Here is a 19,213-nt window from a genome sequence, read left to right as displayed (position 1 = left end):
GGCGTCTACACATAAAAAAAAGCGTCCTGTTACTCACAAGACGCTTTGATTTTAAGAAGCTGTATATCAATATTATTGACGGAATATCACCAATTTGGTGTGTTACGCTTGTTGAATTTCTGTATATAATACACCAGTCTGGTCTTATTCTGTTTATCTTCCATAAACTCACGCAACAAGGTCGTATCCTGGGGAAGGATATACCGGCGCAAATTAAACATTGTAAGATCATATACATCGCCGGTTGCCAGGTTAAGCACCCGCTTATCTGCTGCTGGAGGCGGTGTATTCTCAAATACCATCCCACCTGTAGCCCTGTTTACCGGAACTGAGGTGATAGCGTTCACTTTATAGATGCAATAGTACCCAATCTCCTCTAATTTATTCAGGCCATTATCTTTAATATAGATGGCTGTACCATCAGAATAGCCCCAATACTTTTTCACTTTCTGCTCCTGCCCTGTTGAGTCAATGATTCTCAGCTCATTAGGAGATGCCAACAGGTATACCTGTGCTGCTGCCGTTTTGTTCTTTACTACCAGGGATCCCGTGATGGAGGGATTATTTGATCTGAACTCTTTGAAAGTCTTATACACGCCTTTCTTATACTGACGCGTATCGTAAACTGTATTGCCTACCTGTGCGGAGCTGTAATGCACTATTGTTGTGCAGAACATAAATAGAAATACCAACTGCCTCATAGATAACAAATGTACTGCTTTTAGCATGTCAGTAGTTATAAATCAAGCACGTTTTGCCTTTCCATGTCGGCGAATATAGCTTTCCGGATCTTTTTGAATATTGACTTCTTACCCATCTTTGCCTGTACGGTGAGACGGCCAAACCAGACGTCTGTAGTATTTTCCCGCAGAGAGATATCCAGGTCGTCTCTTACATAAGCGCCGCCATTACCTAACAAAGGTATAGTTCCCGGAAATAAAAGTGTCCCTACAATGGCGTCAGCACTTACGCCTATTGTTGATCCATTCACCTCACTCGAAATGGGACTGATCTGTAACACCGCGTCATGCTCCCAGCGCTCTGCCTGTTTCAGTGCTGCCTTAATATCTGTCTTGCTCTTGTCTCCAAGGTATTGATACTGGCATTCAATCTTCTTTTGTTGGAGGGCTTTTACCAATTCATTGCCCAGGTTATTGACAAGCGTGCGGTTCATGTAGTTTCCATCACCTACAATTAATATCCTATGATAGTGCTTTAAACTGTCCTGCAACTGCTCAATAGGGTTCAACTGAATTTCTGTTAATTGTGCCTGTACTCTTGTGGTAAACAGGCAGACTAACAATAATAATACTACTACTTTCATAAAAGGTAAGGGAGAATAAAAATCTGATAAACAAAGATATACAATGATAATTGACGAATAACCAGCTTCTTGCTGTTATGATTTTGGAAAAATGTTCTGTTTGATCATGCCTGTTATGATCATCTTACTGATCCGTTTGTATATAGTGGGCTGCCCAGCCTCTATCACTGTGGATAGCCTGGCAGACCATACACGAGGATCTGCCTGGTCATTCAGGATGATATCGAAGGCGTTGGTGAGATATAATGAGTTAGAGCGGTCCACATACCGGTACATCCGGTTATTCGGATCATTTTCTGTGGCGATGATATGTTGCTTTGTTTGCTCGCTGCTTTGCGCTGGTATAAAGCGCAGTATAGCATCGGGAGACCATGATTTGGCTTTCTCCAGTGCTGCGGCTATATTATTTTTATCGCTATCGCCCAGGTATTCATATTTACATTCGATCTCCTGCTTTTTCAAGGCTTTGCTCAGTTGTTCTGACAGGCTTTGCACGTACATACGTGCCTGCATATTTCCTTCGCCTACAATCAGCAGTTTATGATAGTGTTTAACGGAATCCAGCTTGTCTTCGTTAACATTGAGTCTGAGTTTTGTTCTTGGCTGGGAATAGGCCGGCAGGAGGAATAATCCGGCAATCAGGGACAATAATAGTGCTCTCATAGGTGTACAGCATGTATAGTTGCTGCATCAAAGATATGGAAATTCCCAGGCGACAACTTCCGGTATACAAAAGGCCGGGTAAAGACCCGGCCCGGCTGAAGGTTACAACAAAATCTAAACCTGCTTATGAGACTCTTAGATTATAATTTGAGCTCTTCCGCGGCAGATGGGTTATACAGCCATTGCCTGAAGAGAATGATCTTTACTTTCAAGTTGAGATGCGCCCATCAGGAACTCGTCTACTTTTCTTGCACACTCACGTCCTTCACTGATGGCCCATACCACCAGTGACTGGCCACGGCGCATATCTCCTGCGGTAAACACTTTAGAGATAGATGTCTGGTAGGCTTTTTCTGTAGCTTTCACATTACCACGCTCATCTCTGTCTACACCTAGTTCATCCAGTAAGCCAACATGCTGTGGATGCAGGAAGCCCATAGCCAGGAATGCCAGTTCACAAGGGATCTCCTGTTCAGTACCGGGAACTTCCTTAAAGCTGCCTGGTCTGCCATCAGGACCTAATGCCCATTCAAGCCTTACTATCTTTAATCCTTTCAGATTACCATCTGCATCGCCTACAAACTCTTTCGTGCCGATAGCCCATTCGCGGGTAGCACCTTCTTCATGAGAGGAAGAAGTTTTCAATACCATAGGATAAGTTGGCCACGGCATATACGTAGTACGTTCACCTGGCGGTTTTGGCAACAGCTCCAGTTGGGTAACGCCAATTGCGCCATGGCGGTTGGAGGTACCTACGCAGTCAGAGCCTGTATCGCCACCACCTATTACAATAACGTTCTTGCCGGTAGCCAGGATATCTTCTGCCTGTACTTCCCGCTGCCCTACACGTTTATTTTGCTGCTTGAGGAAGTCCATTGCAAAATGAACACCTTTCAGCTGACGGCCAGGGATACCCAAGTCGCGGGGTACTGTAGAACCACCTGCCAGTACGATTGCATTGTATTCACGCAGCAGGTCATTCACACTTACATTCACTCCTACGTTAGCGTTACACTGGAATACAATACCTTCTTCTTCCATCAGTTTAACACGACGGTCGATCACCCATTTCTCCAGTTTGAAGTCGGGAATACCATAGCGCAGCAGTCCACCCGGTGCATCATCTCTTTCAAATACCGTTACGTTATGACCGGCATAGTTCAGCTGTGCAGCGGCCGCCAGTCCTGCAGGACCTGAGCCTATTACGGCAACTTTCTTACCGGTACGTACTCTTGGCGTTTTAGCCTGTACGAGTCCTTTATCGAAAGCTATTTCAATGATGTGACGTTCTATTTCCTCAATAGCCACTGGAGGCTGATTGATACCAAGTACGCAGGCACTCTCGCAAGGTGCAGGACAGATACGACCTGTAAATTCCGGGAAGTTATTGGTACTTGTCAGGATTTCGTAGGCTTCTTTCCAGTCTTTGTGATACACCGCATCGTTGAACTCAGGGATCACGTTACCCAGCGGACAACCGCTGTGGCAGAATGGTACGCCGCAGTTCATGCAACGTGCAGACTGTTCATTCAGCTTTGAGTCTGAATATTTCTCTACAAATTCATTATAGTGCTGGACTCTTTCCTTAGCGGGAGATTTGCCCGGCAGCTCCCGGGTAAATTCCAGGAATCCTGTTGGTTTGCCCATTTGTCTTCTTCGTTAGGTGGTGTTAGAATGTTACTACTTCTCTACTTTCTGTGCGCCGGCTTTGCTGGCTGTCACCACAGCTTTGTACTCCTTAGGGAATACTTTCACGAAATGACGCAGCTGATTTTCCCAGTCTTTCAGTATGAATTTGGCCACAGTACTGTTTGTGTAAGCATGATGCTTGGTGATCAGATCCTGTAAGTCGGCTGCATCATCCTGATCCAGCGGATCAAGATCAATCATGTCCTTGTTACAACGTCCTGCAAACACACCTTTAACATCATACACATAAGCAATACCACCACTCATACCTGCACCGAAGTTGCGGCCTGTCTCGCCCAGAATAACTGCCTTACCACCAGTCATGTATTCACAACCGTGATCGCCTACGCCTTCTGTTACAATGGTTGCGCCGGAGTTACGAACGCAGAAACGTTCACCTGCTTTGCCACGGATATAGGCCTCGCCGGAAGTAGCGCCATATAAGGCAACGTTTCCTGCGATAATATTCTCTTCTGCCTTAAAACCAGCTTCAGGAGATGGATACAGTATCAGTTTAGCGCCGGAGAGCCCTTTACCAAAGTAGTCGTTTGCTTCACCTTCCAGTTCCAGCGTCACACCTTTGGTATTAAAAGCACCGAAGCTCTGGCCGGCAGAACCTACGAACTTATAGTGGATCGTATCTTCCGGAAGGCCTGGTCCACCATAACGTTTAGATATTTCGTTACTAAGGATGGTACCGATTGCCCTGTCTGTATTTCTCACAGGGAACTGCTGGAACACACGTGCTTTCTTCTCAAGTGCCGGCTGTGCTGCTTTGAGCAGTCTCCAGTCAATCACTTCGCTGATGCCGTGATCCTGTTCTTCCTGTTTGAACAGCCCTGTTACTTCAGCAGCTGGTTCTTTATATAATATCGGAGACAGATCCAGGGATTTATACTTCCAGTGTGTAATGTTCTCACGTAACTGGAGGCTATCTACCTGGCCCACCATTTCAGTGATCTTGCGGAAACCAAGATCTGCCATAATTTCACGCAGTTCTTCTACCAGGAATTTAAAGAGATTCACTACGTGATCAGCATTACCATTGAAGCGCTTACGCAGTTCTGCATCCTGGGTGGCTACGCCAACAGGGCAGGTATTCAGGTGACACTTACGCATCATGATACAGCCTTCTACCACCAGGGCAGCTGTAGCTACACCCCATTCTTCCGCACCCAGTAAGGTAGCGATAGCAATGTCGCGGCCTGTTTTCAGCTGACCGTCAGTCTGAACGACTACGCGGCTACGCAGTTTATTCTTCACCAGTGTCTGATGTGTTTCAGCCAGACCCAGTTCCCATGGCAAACCTGCATGTTTGATAGAGCTGATCGGAGAAGCACCTGTACCACCGTCATGACCAGCAATCAGTACTACATCTGCTTTCGCTTTAGCAACGCCCGCAGCGATTGTACCTACGCCTGCTTTGGATACCAGCTTCACACTGATACGTGCTGCACGGTTAGCGTTCTTCAGGTCAAAGATCAGCTGTGCCAGGTCTTCGATGGAATAAATATCGTGGTGCGGAGGAGGTGAAATCAGACCCACACCTGGTGTGGAGTGACGCACTTTTGCAATCCATTCATCAACTTTATGGCCAGGCAGCTGTCCGCCTTCACCGGGTTTCGCACCCTGGGCCATCTTGATCTGGAGCTCGTCCGCATTAGTTAAGTAGTTGCTTGTCACACCAAAACGGGCGCTCGCTACCTGTTTGATGGAAGAGCGCATGCTATCACCATTAGGTAATTGCTCATAACGCAGTTCATCTTCTCCACCTTCACCGGTATTGCTTTTTGCACCGATACGGTTCATAGCGATGGCCAGTGTGGAGTGTGCTTCGTGAGAGATAGAACCAAAGCTCATCGCACCGGTAGCAAAACGCTTCAGGATGCTTTCAGCAGATTCTACTTCTTCTAATGGTACGGAAGGACGGGTACGTTTGAAAGTGAAAAGACTACGCAGGGTAGCTGCTTTTTCACTCTGGTCGTTCACCGCTTTAGAATACTTTTTGAAGGTATTATAGTCTCCCATACGGGTAGCGTACTGCAACAGGTGGATAGTGGTAGGATTGAAGAGGTGGAACTCTCCTTTTCTCTTCCACTGATACAGACCGCCGGTAGTCAGGCGCTGAACCGGAGTTTCCTTACGGCCATATCCCATCCAGTGCTTAGCCAGTGTCTCGCGGGCAATTTCGTCGAGGCCCATCCCCTGTATACGGGATACGGCTCCGGTGAAGTATTTGTCTACCACCTGGCGGTTGATACCTAATATTTCAAATATCTGTGCTCCCTGATAAGACTGGAGGGTAGAGATACCCATTTTAGAGAACACTTTCAGCAAACCATCACATACGGCCTTGATATAGTTCTTTTTCAGTTTATCTACATCCAGGTCTGTTTCCAGTTTATCTGTCAGTTTCATGTCGCGGATAGTGCTCAGTGCCAGATACGGGTTGATAGCTGTTACGCCAAAGCCCAGCAGACAGGCAAAGTGATGCACTTCCCAAACATCTCCGGCTTCTACTATCAGTCCTACCTGACCACGATATCCTTTACGGATGAGGTGGTGGTGTACTGCAGATGCTGCCAGGATGGAAGGAATAGCCGCGTGCTCAGAGTCGATCGCCCTGTCAGAAAGGATGATCACTTCAAAACCATCTTCTACTGCATCTACTGCGTAACGGCACAGGCGTTGGAGGCCTTTCTCCATAGAACCGGGTTTACCGTCAGCTCTGAAGTAAGTATGCAGGGTTTTTGCCTGGAACAGTCCTGTATCTATACTACGGATCTTTTCCAGTTCAAAGTTGGTCAGTATCGGGTGGCGAAGGGCCAGACCATGACAGTGCAGCGGGTCTTCGTCGAGCAGGTTACCATTGTTACCTACGTAGGTAGCCAGGGACATAACCAGTCTTTCGCGGATCGGATCGATCGGTGGGTTGGTTACCTGTGCAAACAGCTGTTTGAAGTAGCTGGTCAGGTGCTGTGGCTGATCGCTGAGGATAGCCAGTGGCGCATCTGTACCCATGGATCCTATAGGCTCTTTACCATCCAGCGCCATTGGGGCGATGATGGTATTCAGGTCTTCAATAGAATACCCAAAAGCGCGCTGGTATTTGAAGATTTGTTCATGCTCCAGGTGAGTAAAGGTTACTCTTGGTTCAGACAGCTCTTCCAGGCGGATCTTATATTTATTCAGCCACTCGCCGTAAGGTTGCTGTGAACAGATGCTCTGCTTCAGCTCCTCATCGCCGATAATACGGCCCTGTTCCATGTCTACGATGAACATTTTACCAGGCTGCAGGCGGCCTTTCTCTTTTACATTTTTAGGATCTACCGGCAGTACACCTGCTTCAGATGCCATGATCACACGGTCATCTTTGGTGATGACAAAGCGGGCAGGGCGAAGACCGTTACGGTCAAGGGTGCCACCTATGATCTTACCGTCAGTGAAGGAGATACATGCAGGACCGTCCCATGGTTCCATGAGGGATGCATGGTATTCGTAGAATGCTTTTTTCACCGGGTCCATGTCATCGTTACCGTCCCATGCTTCCGGGATCAGCATCATCATTACATGTGGCAGGGAACGGCCTGTGAGCATCAGCAGTTCAACGACGTTGTCAAGGCTGGCAGAGTCAGACTGACCTTCTTCTACCAGTGGCAACAGCATATCCATTTCTTCCTGTGAGAAGTATTTAGATACAAAGTCTTTCTCACCTGCTCTTAACCAGTTCAGGTTACCTTTCAGGGTATTGATCTCACCATTATGCGCAATGTAGCGGTAAGGGTGAGCCAGACGCCAGCTCGGGAACGTGTTGGTTGCAAAACGGGAGTGTATCAGCGCAAATGCAGATACCATCTTCTCATCACTCAGGTCGGCATAATAGTGACGTACCTGGTAGGTTGTCAGCTGACCTTTGTAAACGATCGTTTTTGTAGACAGGGAAGGAATATAGAAGAGCGCCTTCTCTTTTGGTACTGTGTTACGAACTGTTTTGGAAACGTAGTTACGCAGTACAAAGAGTTTGCGTTCAAAAGTGTCATTATCTGTAATATGGTATGGACAGGCAATAAAAACCTGCTCAATTTCCGGTTCTACCGAAAGGGCACCTTCACCAATGCCATCAGGACGTACTGGCACCTTACGGTAACCCAGAATATCCAGTCCCAGTTTCTCGGCCGCACGGTTCAGTATCTCACGGCATTCTTCACGCCAGCGAGGTTCCTTCGGAAAGAAAATCATACCTACACCGTACTTTCCAAATTCCGGGAGGCTAAAGCCTATTTTCAGGCATTCATCGTACAGGAACTCATGTGGTAACTGAATCAGGATACCTGCTCCATCACCGGTGTTCTGTTCATAACCACATGCACCACGGTGTTCCATGTTTTCCAACATGGTCAGCGCATCCCGGACGATCTGATGCGATTTACGGCCCTTGATGTGGGCAGTAAAGCCTGTTCCGCATGCATCATGCTCAAAATCCGGGTGATACAGTCCTTGCAATTGCTTCACTTCTTGCATTCGTTTAGATTTTTTGACCTTGGCACACCTTCCCCGCTTCTCTCGTGGCGGTTGAGGTACCGTAATTGTTTCGGGAACGGTATAAAGATACTAAAGGAAGCCGGTATTTTTTAGGAAAGTTTTTGTATAACACCAAAAATTTAGAAAAGATTAAAAAAGTATAGGTGTTTGTTAGAATTAAATAATGCGCGATGATGGAAGTGGCCTTTTTAAGGTATCCTGGTAACCTGTTGACTGGTAAAAATGTTTAATGTGTTGAGGGTAAAGTACCAGAAAGGTGTTATAACAATCAGCCTGGCTTACAAATTATCTTGTACAAGCAATGCTCACCAATACTAATTTAATAAATATTACAGCAATATCCCAGCACCAGGATATTTGTATGAGTATTCGTGAAAGTTACGGGGTTTGTTCGTCGCTAGTTCGTCCCTTGTTCGTCCAAAACAGGAAAAGGATTAAATGAGGGTCATTCAGGACATAGAATACCCTTGGCTGCTATTTGCAGGGGCCAAAAGCAGTACTTACAGCTCTTACATAATAAGGTGCCGGTTCTGCGCTGATCGTGGAAATACGGCCACCATAATGCATAAAAAAAGGAAGGCTGGCCGCCTTCCCTCTTCGTATTATTTAAACAATCGTGACATTGATGCCCATTTCTTCGAGCGCTTTTACTACATGTCCCGATATGCCGCTATCAGTAATTATTTCATCCACATCCTCCAGTTCACAGATCTTTCCGAATCCGCGCCTGCCAAACTTAGAAGAATCTGCCAGCACAATCGTCTTCTGCGCAGCCGTAACCATACGCGCATTCAGCTGTGCTTCCATCAGATTGGTCGTGGTCAGGCCAAATTCTATATCAATCCCTTCTAATCCTAAAAATAACTTCGAGCAGGAAAAATCTGCAAGGATACGCTCCGCATAAGTGCCTGTTACTGAAGAAGAACTGTTTCTCACGATACCGCCTAATTGCAATACTTCAATCTCTGGATGCCGCAGCAATTCCTGTGCAACGTTCAGGGCAGGTGTAATAACGGTCAGATGGCCTTTCGGATGTACATTTCTCGCCAGGGCCAGCGCAGTTGTACCTGATGATATAATAATCGCATCGTTCGGTGCAATCATCGCTGCCGCAGCCAGGGCAATGTTGTTCTTCTCTTCCCGGCGCAGCTTTTCCTTCTCATTAACTGGTTTATCATTAATGTACGGATTGTTGACTGTAGCACCCCCATGCGAACGGAATAAGAGGGATTTGTCTTCGAGCAGTTTGAGGTCTTTACGGATGGTAACACCGGAAACATCCAGTTCTTTGCAGAGGTCCACCACATTCACATACCCCTTCTCAGCTAACCGGTCCAGAATGTATTTGTGTCTTTCTGCAATATTGATCATTGACATATGCGTAAAAAAATTAGCAGTTGTAGAAAAAAGCAAAAGATGAATTAAACTGATTTGGAATAAATACGCTTATGCCTTCTTCCAATTCGTTACAAAAGTACTTTCATGTTGTTGAATTAAACACATTGCATCAGAAAAAATATTTAGCCAAAAGTGGAGAATATCATGTATAAATGCTCGTTTATACATTAACTTCCTGAAAAGGAAGGAACAAAATATCTATTTTCGATTAACGGGATCGCCATCACCCGGCATGTTTTTTCCTCATGTGGATGAAATAAACTGAAAGTAATTAAAAGAAAAATAAAGTATTTTCCTCACTATGAACAGGTTAACCTTTAAACAACAGATAGGCAATACGGCATCAGTCGTTTGGGATATTATTGTCATCGGTGGCGGTGCAACCGGCCTGGGTGTTGCCATGGACGCTGCTCAGAGAGGATACCGCACCCTGCTGCTCGAGCAGTCGGATTTTGCAAAAGGGACTTCCAGCCGTAGTACAAAACTGGTACATGGTGGTGTACGCTATCTGGCACAAGGCGACGTGGGCCTTGTAAAAGAAGCGCTTCATGAAAGAGGTCTGTTGCTGGCCAATGCTCCGCATATCGCACACAATCAGCAATTTATTATACCTTATTATAAATGGTGGCAAGGCCCCTTCTATGGCATCGGTCTGAAATTGTACGACCTGCTGTCAGGCCGCCTTAGCCTCGGACCATCAAAAGTGATCGGCAGAAACGCTGTTATCAACGCGCTGCCGGCTATACGCAAAGAGAAACTGAAAGGTGGTATTGTATATCAGGACGGACAGTTTGACGATGCCCGCCTCGCTATCAATCTTGCACAAACGGCGGCAGAGCAAGGTGCAGTAGTACTGAATTATTTTAAAGTCAACGGATTACTGAAAAATGCTGCCGGTAAGATCGCCGGGGTCACTGCTACTGATCTGGAAACAGAGGAAACTTATCACCTTCAGGCAAAAACGGTCGTTAATGCCACTGGTGTCTTTGCTGACGAAGTGCTTCAGATGGACGAACCCGGTGCAAGACCCACCATCCGGCCCAGTCAGGGTATACACCTCGTACTGGATGCCTCCTTTCTGAACAGTACCAGTGCATTAATGATTCCTAAAACTGCTGATGGCAGAGTGCTCTTTGCGCTTCCCTGGCATGGCAAAGTGCTGGTGGGCACTACAGATACGCCATTGAATGCACACAGCCTGGAGCCACAGGCGCTGGAAACTGAGATCAGCTTCATTCTGCAAACGGCTGCGGGATATCTCGTAAAAGCACCCACCCGCGCTGATGTACTGAGCGTATTCGCAGGTCTGCGGCCATTGGCTGCTCCGCAGAAAGACACTGATAATACCAAAGAGATTTCCCGCAGTCATAAAATTATTGTCGCCGGCTCAGGACTGGTCACTATCACCGGTGGCAAATGGACCACCTTCCGAAAGATGGCAGAAGAAACTGTGGATATGGCCATTACTACCGGCGGACTTGCACCGGCTCCCTGCGGTACTGAAAGTTTGCACATACACGGTTATACGACTGATAAACCAGCTGCTGATCCATTGGACGTATATGGCAGTGACGCCGCTCAGATAGCCATACTGATTGATACACAACCAGGCCTGCAGGAACCACTGCATCCCAGATTGCCTTATATCAAAGCACAGGTCATCTGGGCTGTACGTCAGGAGATGGCGCTTACGGTAGAAGATGTGCTGTCCAGAAGATTGCGCGCCCTGCTGCTGGATGCACACGCTGCTATTGACATGGCACCTGCCGTAGCTGCAATGATGGCGGCTGAACTGGGAAAAGACAAGTCCTGGGAGATGAAGCAGGTAAGAGAGTTTACCGCTATTGCAGCCCATTACCTGTTACCGGAATCAACACCTGTCCATAACTAACATATAAATTTCACGCTCGTACATATGAAGGAAAAGGAAACAACCCGGTATATCCTGGCACTGGACCAAGGTACTACCAGCTCAAGAGCCATCATATTTGATAAATCAGGCGGTATCGTTGCCATCGCGCAGAAAGAATTTCGTCAGTTATTCCCCTCTCCCGGATGGGTAGAACATGATGCCGGCGAGATCTGGTCTAGCCAGCTGGGTGTTGCGGCAGAAGCTGTGGCCAAAGCTGGGCTCAGAGGTACTGACATTGCTGCAATTGGTATTACCAATCAACGGGAAACGACCGTTGTATGGGACCGGCATACGGGAAAACCTGTCTATAATGCTATCGTGTGGCAGGATCGCCGTACGGCAGACTATTGCGATGAACTAAAAGCCGCCGGTCATGAGCAGATGATCAGAGAGAAGACCGGGCTGGTCATAGATGCATACTTTTCGGCAACGAAAGTGAAATGGATACTGGAGAATGTGGCCGGTGCAAAAGAGAGAGCTGCTAAAGGGTTACTGGCTTTCGGAACAATTGATGCCTGGCTGGTATGGAACCTCACGGAAGGTAAGACGCATGCAACAGATATTACGAATGCTTCCCGCACTATGTTATTCAACATACATACCCAGCAATGGGATGAGGAGCTGTTGGCCCTTTTTGACATACCGGCAGCGATGTTGCCGGAAGTGAAGCAGTCAAGTGAACTGATTGCGCACACCACATCTGCTATCTTCTCCTCCACCATTCCGATTGCAGGTATTGCGGGGGATCAGCATGCGGCTTTATTCGGACAAATGTGTACAGCGCCAGGCATGGTGAAGAACACTTATGGCACGGGCTGTTTTATGCTGATGAATATTGGTGAGCAACCTATTCTTTCTAAAAACAATCTTGTTACAACCATTGCCTGGAAGATAAACGGGAAGGTGGAATATGCGCTGGAAGGCAGCATCTTCATTGCCGGTGCGGTTGTACAATGGTTACGGGATGGATTGGGCATTATCCGCTCTTCTTCGGAAGTAGAAGGACTGGCTCTGAAAATAAAACAGAATGATGGTGTATACCTGGTACCCGCTTTTGCAGGATTAGGAGCGCCACACTGGGATCAGCATGCAAGAGGTACACTGGTTGGTATGACCAGGGGTACAGGTGCAGCGCACATTGCCAGGGCTGCGTTGGAAAGTATTGCCTATCAGACGATGGAGGTATTGAGAGCTATGGAGGCAGATGCAGATATCAGTATTAAGGAGTTACGTGTGGATGGCGGCGCTACCAATAATAATCTGCTGATGCAGTTCCAGGCAGACATCCTGAATACGCAGGTTGTTCGTCCGAAGATTACAGAGACAACAGCCATGGGCGCGGCATATCTTGCCGGACTGGCCACAGGCTTCTGGAAAGATAAAGAGGAGATAGCCAACCAGTGGCAGGTAGATCAATCTTTTACACCCGAAGGTAATGCGGAAGAAGTGCATAAATGGGTACGCGGATGGAGCCGTGCTGTTAAGGCGGTGAAAGCCTGGTCAAAACTTACTGAACAGGACGAGGACGAGGATATGACGACTAAATAATATTCACGTAACAATAAAACACCTTCTTCAATGCATCCCTTATTAGCCGAATTTCTGGGAACCATGTTGATGATATTGCTGGGTAATGGTGTAGTGGCTAACGTGATTCTCAACAAGACAAAAGGCCACGGTGGTGGCTGGATCGTAATAACTACTGGCTGGGCGCTGGCAGTCTTTGTCGGCGTAGTAGTAGCAGGACCACATAGCGGCGCTCATCTGAATCCCGCAGTATCGCTGGCACTAAGCATAGCCGGTAAATTTCCATGGGCAGATCTGCCTTTGTTTATACTAGCACAATTACTTGGAGCAATGACTGGCGCGTTCCTGGTATGGATACACTATAAAGACCACCTGGATGATACAGCAGATCCCGGATTGATCCAGGCATGTTATTGTACAGCGCCGGCTATCCGCAATACCAGCCGTAACCTGGTCAGCGAGATCGTAGGCACTTTTGTATTGTTATTCACTATTTTCTATATCACCAACAATGCAGAATTTGGGCAGGAAAAGACGCCTATAGGTATGGGCTCTCTGGGTGCTGTACCGGTTTCACTACTGGTACTGGCCATCGGGCTTTCCCTGGGTGGTACAACAGGGTATGCCATCAACCCGGTAAGAGACTTTGGTCCACGCCTGATGCATGCTATCTTACCTGTAAAAGGAAAGGGTGATACAGGCTGGGACTATGCCTGGATACCGGTTATCGGTCCGCTTGTAGGCTCAGCTATCGCAGCAGCCTTATATTTGTGCATATAACGTACAGTCAAAATAATAATCAGTTAATACACATAGTTTTATAAAAAAGACAGGCGGTATTACTTTAACAGCTGGAAAACGTTAAACGATGAAACCATTACAAAAAGCCATGCTGGCCGCAGGGATACTGCTGGCCGCAACAGGTATGAATGCCTGTAAATCAGCAAAACAGATGACAGCACAGCAGCAGTTGCCCGCATTCTACAAAGTAGGACACAGAGGCACCCGTGGATTGATGGCGGAGAACACAATTCCGTCTATGATCAAAGCAATAGAGACAGGCGCAAATACTATTGAATTTGATGTACATATCACAAAGGATGGACAGGTAGTAGTTTACCATGATGCGTCTTTTAATCCGGCATATACAACGATGCCCGACGGATCAGAAATACCACCTGCATCCAGGGCAGATTATACCTTCTACAAAATGGATTATAGTCGCATCCGCGAATTTGTCATCGGCCAAAAGGCTTATCCTGAGTTTCCGCAGCAGCAGCCTGTAAAATCATATGCTCCTCTCCTGTCAGAAATGATTGATGCTGTGGAAGCTTATACAAAAACGCATCACCTGCCAGGTGTTATCTATCTACTGGAAATAAAGTCTTCTGCTAAAACAGATGGTACTGAACAGCCAGCCCCGGAAGAGTATATAGACAAACTGATGGCTGTGAAGCAGTTACAGCCCCTGGGCAATCGTCTGATCATACAGTCATTTGATGCCCGCCCGCTGCAGGTATTGCATCGCAGGTATCCGAAGATAGCGCTAGGGTTTCTGACCTATGACAAAGAAGTAAAGCCGGCGCAGCAACTGGAGCAACTTGGATTCACACCACAGTTCTATAACCCGTTTTATCAGTTTACCACGCCGGAATTATTATCGCTGTGCCACAGCCGTAATATTCAGGTAGTGCCCTGGACTGTGCAGGAAGTAGCTGAGATGAAGAAGCTGAAAGAGATGGGAGTAGATGGTATTATTTCTGACTATCCGGTGCGATTTGCAGAAGCAGGCTTCTAAGCGTTATGCGCAAGGGCTTATCCCTGTATATTCCCGTTGATACTATTTATACGGCTTAAATCTTCAAAGGATAGATAATTTAACAACCTTAATTGACGGAAGACGTTAATAATCAGGTCTTATTACTGTTGAAATTATCTATCATGAGTAAATTATTTAAAACTTTGTCTGCGCTGGCGCTTACCGGCGCCATGCTGCAGGCAGGCGTTATACGTGCGCAGAAGACGCTGGATCGTCCGAAGCTGGTAGTCGGAATTGTTGTTGACCAGATGCGCTGGGACTATCTATACCGTTACTATGACCGCTACGAAGGCGGCGGGTTCAAAAGAATGCTGGGAGAAGGTTTCTCCTGCGAAAATACTTTCATTACACATCTCCCCTCCTTTACTGCCGTTGGCCACAGTACCATTTATACCGGCTCTGTTCCTGCAATACATGGTATTACCGGCAATGACTGGACAGACCAGGTAACCGGGCGTCACTGGTATTGTACAGAAGATACAACTGTACAGCCGGTAGGCACTACCACAGATGCAGGTAAAATGTCACCCCGTAATCTGCTGGCCACTACTATTACAGATGAATTAAAGCTGGCTACCAACTTCCGCTCTAAAGTGGTAGGCGTATCGTTAAAAGACAGGGCATCTATCCTGCCGGCAGGCCATATGGCCAATGGGGCATTCTGGCTGGATGACAGCAACGGCAGCTTTGTGACCAGCTCTTTCTATATGAAAGAGTTGCCGGAATGGGTAAAGACTTTTAACGCACGTCAGCTGCCAGCAACATTGATGTCGAAACCATGGAGTCCGCTTTATCCGATTAACACATATGTACAAAGTACAGCAGATGATATGCCGTGGGAAGGAACATTCAAAGGGGAGACAGCGGCAACATTCCCGCATAACATGCCCGACATTTATAAGACAGATAAAGGTAGTCTGCGCTCTACACCGTCAGGCAACACCCTGACACTGGAATTTGCAAAGGCAGCTATTGATGGCTATCAGCTAGGTGCAGGCGCTGTGACAGATTTTCTGACTATCAATTGTGCGTCAACAGATTATGTAGGACATAAGTATGGGCCAAATTCTATAGAGGTAGAAGACACTTATCTGCGTCTGGACAAAGATCTGTCAGCGTTCTTACGCTACCTGGATCAGCGTGTAGGTAAAGGTAATTACCTGGTGTTCCTCTCTGCCGATCATGGTGCTGCCCATTCGGTGGGATTCATGAAAGAAAATGCGATGCCTGCCGGTCTGCCGGATGGAAAAATGCTTTCTGGGCTGAACAGCTTACTGCAAGAGCGCTTTGGCGCAGAAAAGCTGGCATTGACATCTGAGAACTATCATATCGGTTTCGATCATAAAACCATAGCAGCGAAGCAATTAGACTTTGAAGCCATTAAAAAGCTGACAGTACAATACCTGCAAAGACTACCAGGAGTACAGTTTGCCGCAGACATGGATAACCTTGGTAACAGTTCGCTGCCGGCACCTATCCGGGAAATGGCCTCCAATGGCTACAACCCGAAGCGTTGCGGATCAGTGATTGTTATTCCCGAGCCAGGGTGGTATTCCGGATCAGCAAAAGGTACGACCCATGGTAACTGGAATCCGTATGATACTCATCTGCCGCTGGTGTTCATGGGCTGGCATATAAAGCATGGCGCAACGAACGAGGTAGTGAGTATGGCAGATATTGCGCCGACTATTGCTGCGATGCTGCATATACAGATGCCGAATGGCGCTGTTGGGAAGCCGGTGCAGGCGGTGATGAAGCAATAATATTCAGGTGTCTGAACTTCGAACAAGAGCAGCATGCTAAACGCCGCGGGATTGAACCAATCAGTCACGTGAAGGAGAAGACTGGCAAAAGCGGGTAGAATAAGCTGGAAGGAGGCAATAAGGCATTCAGATAAAAGAGAGCGGGCCGTTCATTATGAACAGCCCGCTCTCTTTTATTTAAATATGTCATTCATTCTCAAAGATGAACTTCGGTTTTCTGCCGTACATCCGCATATAAAGCGGGTCACTGGCCCAACTTTCCATCTGCAATCTGTTCATAGCGGTAACCACATATGTATAGAGGTTTCCTTTGACATAGGACAAATCTATAAATTGCGGATCGGGCATTTGCTGTACGATAGCCAGTATTTTGGACGGGTCGTTCAGGTTAATAGACTCGTCGGCATTGAACCGGTACAGTACATATTGCTGCGTACGATGGGAAGTATCGTCATCAGCCCAATGGATATGCAGACCATCCGCACGTTCAAATGCATCTGTAAAGTAAGGGGGGAATGGTGTTGGCAGCTTGATCCACGGCATAGCAGGCCGTAGGGCCGGATAGCGGTAGAAGTGATTACGCAGGCTGTCTTCTATTCCCAGGGGATTACCGTTGAAGGACTTGGCGCTGTAAAAGGCGCTGCCCTGGATGGTATTCAAAGTGCGGACTTCTGTAATCTGAACGGGCAATTCATTAGGCATGCTCCAGGCGGCATTACTGCGAAGGCGGTATACGCCGTGCCCGATATAGACATTGCGGCCGTAGCCATGTTGTGCCCACCAGTTGAGCAATAGTTCGTAGTTGGCTACCCGGTGCCCGCGCTCCCAGTAGAGCTGCGGAGCAACATAGTCAATCCAGCCATTTTTGAGCCATTTCAGCACATCTGCGTACAGGTCATCGTAGTTGGCGAGACCGGTAGTATAGGAGCCTTCCGGATCTTTATTTTTGTTACGCCAGATGCCGAAGGGGCTGATACCAAATTTTACCCAGGGCTTTTCTTCTTTGATCATTTTGCCTACCATCTGGATAATGGTATCCACATTCCAGCGGCGCCAGTCATCCTTCATCATATTGCGGCCATACTGACGATATGAGTTATTGTCGCCAAATTCTTTACCTGCTACCGGGTAAGGGTAGAAGTAATCATCAAAGTGTACTGCGTCAATGTCATAGCGGCGTACCACATCACGGATGATCTGGGTGACGTATTCGCGTACCTCCGGAATGCCGGGATCGAAGTATTTTTTACCGTCAAAGGTTACGAACCATTGCGGACGCATGCGGGTGATGTGATTGGGGGTAGTATTGCGGATAGCGGCGCGGTAAGGATTGAACCACGCATGAAATTCCATTCCACGCTTGTGTGTTTCTTCCAGCATGAAGCGGAGTGGATCATAATATGGATTGGGAGCCTGTCCCTGTGTACCGCTGAGGTATTCTGACCAGGGCTCGAAAAGTGAATCGTAGAAGGCGTCAGCAACAGGACGTATCTGAACAATAACGGCATTCATACCGTTGCGTTGCTGTTTATCCAGTAGGTTGATAAATTCCTGCTTCTGCGTTTCTACCGGCAGCCCCCTTCTTGAGGGCCAGTCGATGTTTTCTACGGTAGCAATCCAAACAGCACGAAATTCCCGTTTAGGCGGCAGTTGAGCTTTTGCCGGAACGAAGATGCCCGTCAGCAACAGCGCAACTCCCAATAAATACTTGAGCATTCTGGTATGTAGGTTAAGACCTGAAAACTGCGAAAATAACGAATCGGATCATTTAACCAATCCGGGGTAGGGAATGGTTATAACGAAGTGCATATTGCAGCACAAACGGTGCCGGAATGAGGATAAAACAGGTAAAAACTACTTATAGTTCAAATTTTATCTATATGCGCATTGTAAAATTCGATAGGTATTAACGCTGTTTACCCTCGGTATGTGATCGAAAGTTGCTACCTTTGTTTCATCAAAAAGTTTAGAGTACCATGATCAAAACAGGCAATCCCATAATCAGCATATATACGGAAATGACGCCGAACCCGGAGACAATGAAGTTTGTAGCAAACAAACTGCTGTATCCAGGCAAGCACATCGATTTCCCTGATGAAGCGAGCGCTAAGCCGTCACCACTGGCTGTTGAGTTGTTCAGCTTCCCGTTCATTAGGGGCGTTTTTATTATGGCTAATTTTATTACCCTGACTAAGACGCCTGACACAGATTGGAACGATATTATACCTACCATAAAAGCTTTCCTGAAAGAATACCTGGAAGATAACCGTCCTGTTATTAACGAAGAGGAAATAGTGGTTACAAAAGCAGCTGCCACTAACGAAGTAAGTGCAGATGATACCGATGTGGTTAAACGTATCAAGGAATTACTTGAGAACTACGTTAAACCAGCGGTAGAAATGGATGGCGGTGCGATTCAGTTTAAAGATTACGACGACGGTACTGTGACGTTGATGCTGCAGGGTTCCTGTTCAGGCTGCCCATCTTCTATGATTACGCTCAAGGCCGGCATTGAAGGCATGATGAAGCGGATGATCCCGGAAGTGAAAGAAGTAGTGGCAGAAGCAGAATAAGCC

13 protein-coding genes are annotated in these 19,213 nt (G+C 47.0%); 6 read left to right on the top strand and 7 right to left on the bottom strand.

The genetic code is table 11. The features are described from left to right. Positions 1-86 precede the first annotated feature (86 nt). The 6 genes from K1Y79_RS17310 to K1Y79_RS17285 all read right to left on the bottom strand — a co-directional run bounded on the left by K1Y79_RS17310 (position 87) and on the right by K1Y79_RS17285 (position 9,595). Entirely contained in the window at positions 87-728 is a 642-nt protein-coding gene (locus K1Y79_RS17310) for a hypothetical protein (RefSeq protein ID WP_220251422.1), read from the bottom strand. Between the two features lie 8 nt (positions 729-736). Further along, positions 737-1,324, bottom strand: a complete 588-nt coding sequence (locus K1Y79_RS17305) for a hypothetical protein (RefSeq protein ID WP_220251421.1) — start codon at positions 1,322-1,324, stop codon at positions 737-739. Positions 1,325-1,399: 75 nt separating this feature from the next. Then, on the bottom strand, positions 1,400-1,987 hold the full coding sequence (locus K1Y79_RS17300; RefSeq protein ID WP_220251420.1) for a hypothetical protein: 588 nt from the start codon (positions 1,985-1,987) through the stop codon (positions 1,400-1,402). A 171-nt stretch (positions 1,988-2,158) separates the two neighbouring features. Then, the gene (locus K1Y79_RS17295; RefSeq protein WP_220251419.1) at positions 2,159-3,634 is read right to left on the bottom strand and encodes a glutamate synthase subunit beta; all 1,476 of its coding nucleotides are present in this window, start codon (positions 3,632-3,634) and stop codon (positions 2,159-2,161) included. A gap of 33 nt (positions 3,635-3,667) precedes the next feature. After that, on the bottom strand, positions 3,668-8,197 hold the full coding sequence (gltB, locus tag K1Y79_RS17290) for a glutamate synthase large subunit (RefSeq protein ID WP_220251418.1): 4,530 nt from the start codon (positions 8,195-8,197) through the stop codon (positions 3,668-3,670). Positions 8,198-8,824: 627 nt separating this feature from the next. Beyond that, a complete protein-coding gene (locus K1Y79_RS17285; RefSeq protein WP_220251417.1) occupies positions 8,825-9,595 on the bottom strand; it encodes a DeoR/GlpR family DNA-binding transcription regulator in 771 nt (256 codons plus the stop codon). A gap of 322 nt (positions 9,596-9,917) precedes the next feature. On the opposite strand from K1Y79_RS17285, the gene K1Y79_RS17280 reads away from it, so the two are divergent. The 5 genes from K1Y79_RS17280 to pafA all read left to right on the top strand — a co-directional run bounded on the left by K1Y79_RS17280 (position 9,918) and on the right by pafA (position 16,637). Further along, positions 9,918-11,507 (top strand): glycerol-3-phosphate dehydrogenase/oxidase, encoded by a 1,590-nt coding sequence (locus K1Y79_RS17280; protein ID WP_220251416.1) that lies wholly within the window; start codon positions 9,918-9,920, stop codon positions 11,505-11,507. Positions 11,508-11,531: 24 nt separating this feature from the next. Continuing rightward, the gene (gene glpK, locus K1Y79_RS17275) at positions 11,532-13,076 is read left to right on the top strand and encodes a glycerol kinase GlpK (protein WP_220251415.1); all 1,545 of its coding nucleotides are present in this window, start codon (positions 11,532-11,534) and stop codon (positions 13,074-13,076) included. A 30-nt stretch (positions 13,077-13,106) separates the two neighbouring features. Beyond that, positions 13,107-13,835 (top strand): MIP/aquaporin family protein, encoded by a 729-nt coding sequence (locus K1Y79_RS17270; protein ID WP_220251414.1) that lies wholly within the window; start codon positions 13,107-13,109, stop codon positions 13,833-13,835. An 88-nt stretch (positions 13,836-13,923) separates the two neighbouring features. Continuing rightward, positions 13,924-14,853 carry a glycerophosphodiester phosphodiesterase family protein gene (locus K1Y79_RS17265; protein ID WP_220251413.1) on the top strand — a complete coding sequence of 310 codons (930 nt, stop codon included), beginning with the start codon at positions 13,924-13,926 and terminating at the stop codon, positions 14,851-14,853. A gap of 143 nt (positions 14,854-14,996) precedes the next feature. Beyond that, positions 14,997-16,637: an alkaline phosphatase PafA gene (gene pafA, locus K1Y79_RS17260; RefSeq protein WP_220251412.1), complete on the top strand. Its 1,641-nt coding sequence runs from the start codon at positions 14,997-14,999 to the stop codon at positions 16,635-16,637. 186 nt (positions 16,638-16,823) lie between these two features. Here pafA and K1Y79_RS17255 read toward each other — a convergent pair whose 3' ends face one another. Next, positions 16,824-18,353 carry a glycoside hydrolase family 10 protein gene (locus K1Y79_RS17255; protein WP_220251411.1) on the bottom strand — a complete coding sequence of 510 codons (1,530 nt, stop codon included), beginning with the start codon at positions 18,351-18,353 and terminating at the stop codon, positions 16,824-16,826. 260 nt (positions 18,354-18,613) lie between these two features. Here K1Y79_RS17255 and K1Y79_RS17250 point away from each other — a divergent pair, with 260 nt between their 5' ends. Next, the gene (locus K1Y79_RS17250; protein ID WP_012788396.1) at positions 18,614-19,210 is read left to right on the top strand and encodes a NifU family protein; all 597 of its coding nucleotides are present in this window, start codon (positions 18,614-18,616) and stop codon (positions 19,208-19,210) included. Positions 19,211-19,213 lie beyond the last annotated feature (3 nt).

The sequence above is a fragment of the Chitinophaga rhizophila genome (assembly GCF_019492185.1).
In the GTDB taxonomy this organism is placed as follows: Bacteria; Bacteroidota; Bacteroidia; order Chitinophagales; family Chitinophagaceae; genus Chitinophaga; species Chitinophaga rhizophila.
Note: the sequence above shows the minus strand (reverse complement) of the source record. Positions and strands in the feature narration are given on the sequence as shown.

Excerpts from the sequence above, each read along its gene's own strand:
- K1Y79_RS17310 (WP_220251422.1), bottom strand. The coding sequence starts at position 728 with ATGCTAAAAGCAGTACATTTGTTATCTATGAGGCAGTTGGTATTTCTA.
- K1Y79_RS17305 (WP_220251421.1), bottom strand. The coding sequence starts at position 1,324 with ATGAAAGTAGTAGTATTATTATTGTTAGTCTGCCTGTTTACCACAAGA.
- K1Y79_RS17300 (WP_220251420.1), bottom strand. The coding sequence starts at position 1,987 with ATGAGAGCACTATTATTGTCCCTGATTGCCGGATTATTCCTCCTGCCG.
- K1Y79_RS17295 (WP_220251419.1), bottom strand. The coding sequence starts at position 3,634 with ATGGGCAAACCAACAGGATTCCTGGAATTTACCCGGGAGCTGCCGGGC.
- gltB (WP_220251418.1), bottom strand. The coding sequence starts at position 8,197 with ATGCAAGAAGTGAAGCAATTGCAAGGACTGTATCACCCGGATTTTGAG.
- K1Y79_RS17285 (WP_220251417.1), bottom strand. The coding sequence starts at position 9,595 with ATGTCAATGATCAATATTGCAGAAAGACACAAATACATTCTGGACCGG.
- K1Y79_RS17280 (WP_220251416.1), top strand. The coding sequence starts at position 9,918 with ATGAACAGGTTAACCTTTAAACAACAGATAGGCAATACGGCATCAGTC.
- glpK (WP_220251415.1), top strand. The coding sequence starts at position 11,532 with ATGAAGGAAAAGGAAACAACCCGGTATATCCTGGCACTGGACCAAGGT.
- K1Y79_RS17270 (WP_220251414.1), top strand. The coding sequence starts at position 13,107 with ATGCATCCCTTATTAGCCGAATTTCTGGGAACCATGTTGATGATATTG.
- K1Y79_RS17265 (WP_220251413.1), top strand. The coding sequence starts at position 13,924 with ATGAAACCATTACAAAAAGCCATGCTGGCCGCAGGGATACTGCTGGCC.
- pafA (WP_220251412.1), top strand. The coding sequence starts at position 14,997 with ATGAGTAAATTATTTAAAACTTTGTCTGCGCTGGCGCTTACCGGCGCC.
- K1Y79_RS17255 (WP_220251411.1), bottom strand. The coding sequence starts at position 18,353 with ATGCTCAAGTATTTATTGGGAGTTGCGCTGTTGCTGACGGGCATCTTC.
- K1Y79_RS17250 (WP_012788396.1), top strand. The coding sequence starts at position 18,614 with ATGATCAAAACAGGCAATCCCATAATCAGCATATATACGGAAATGACG.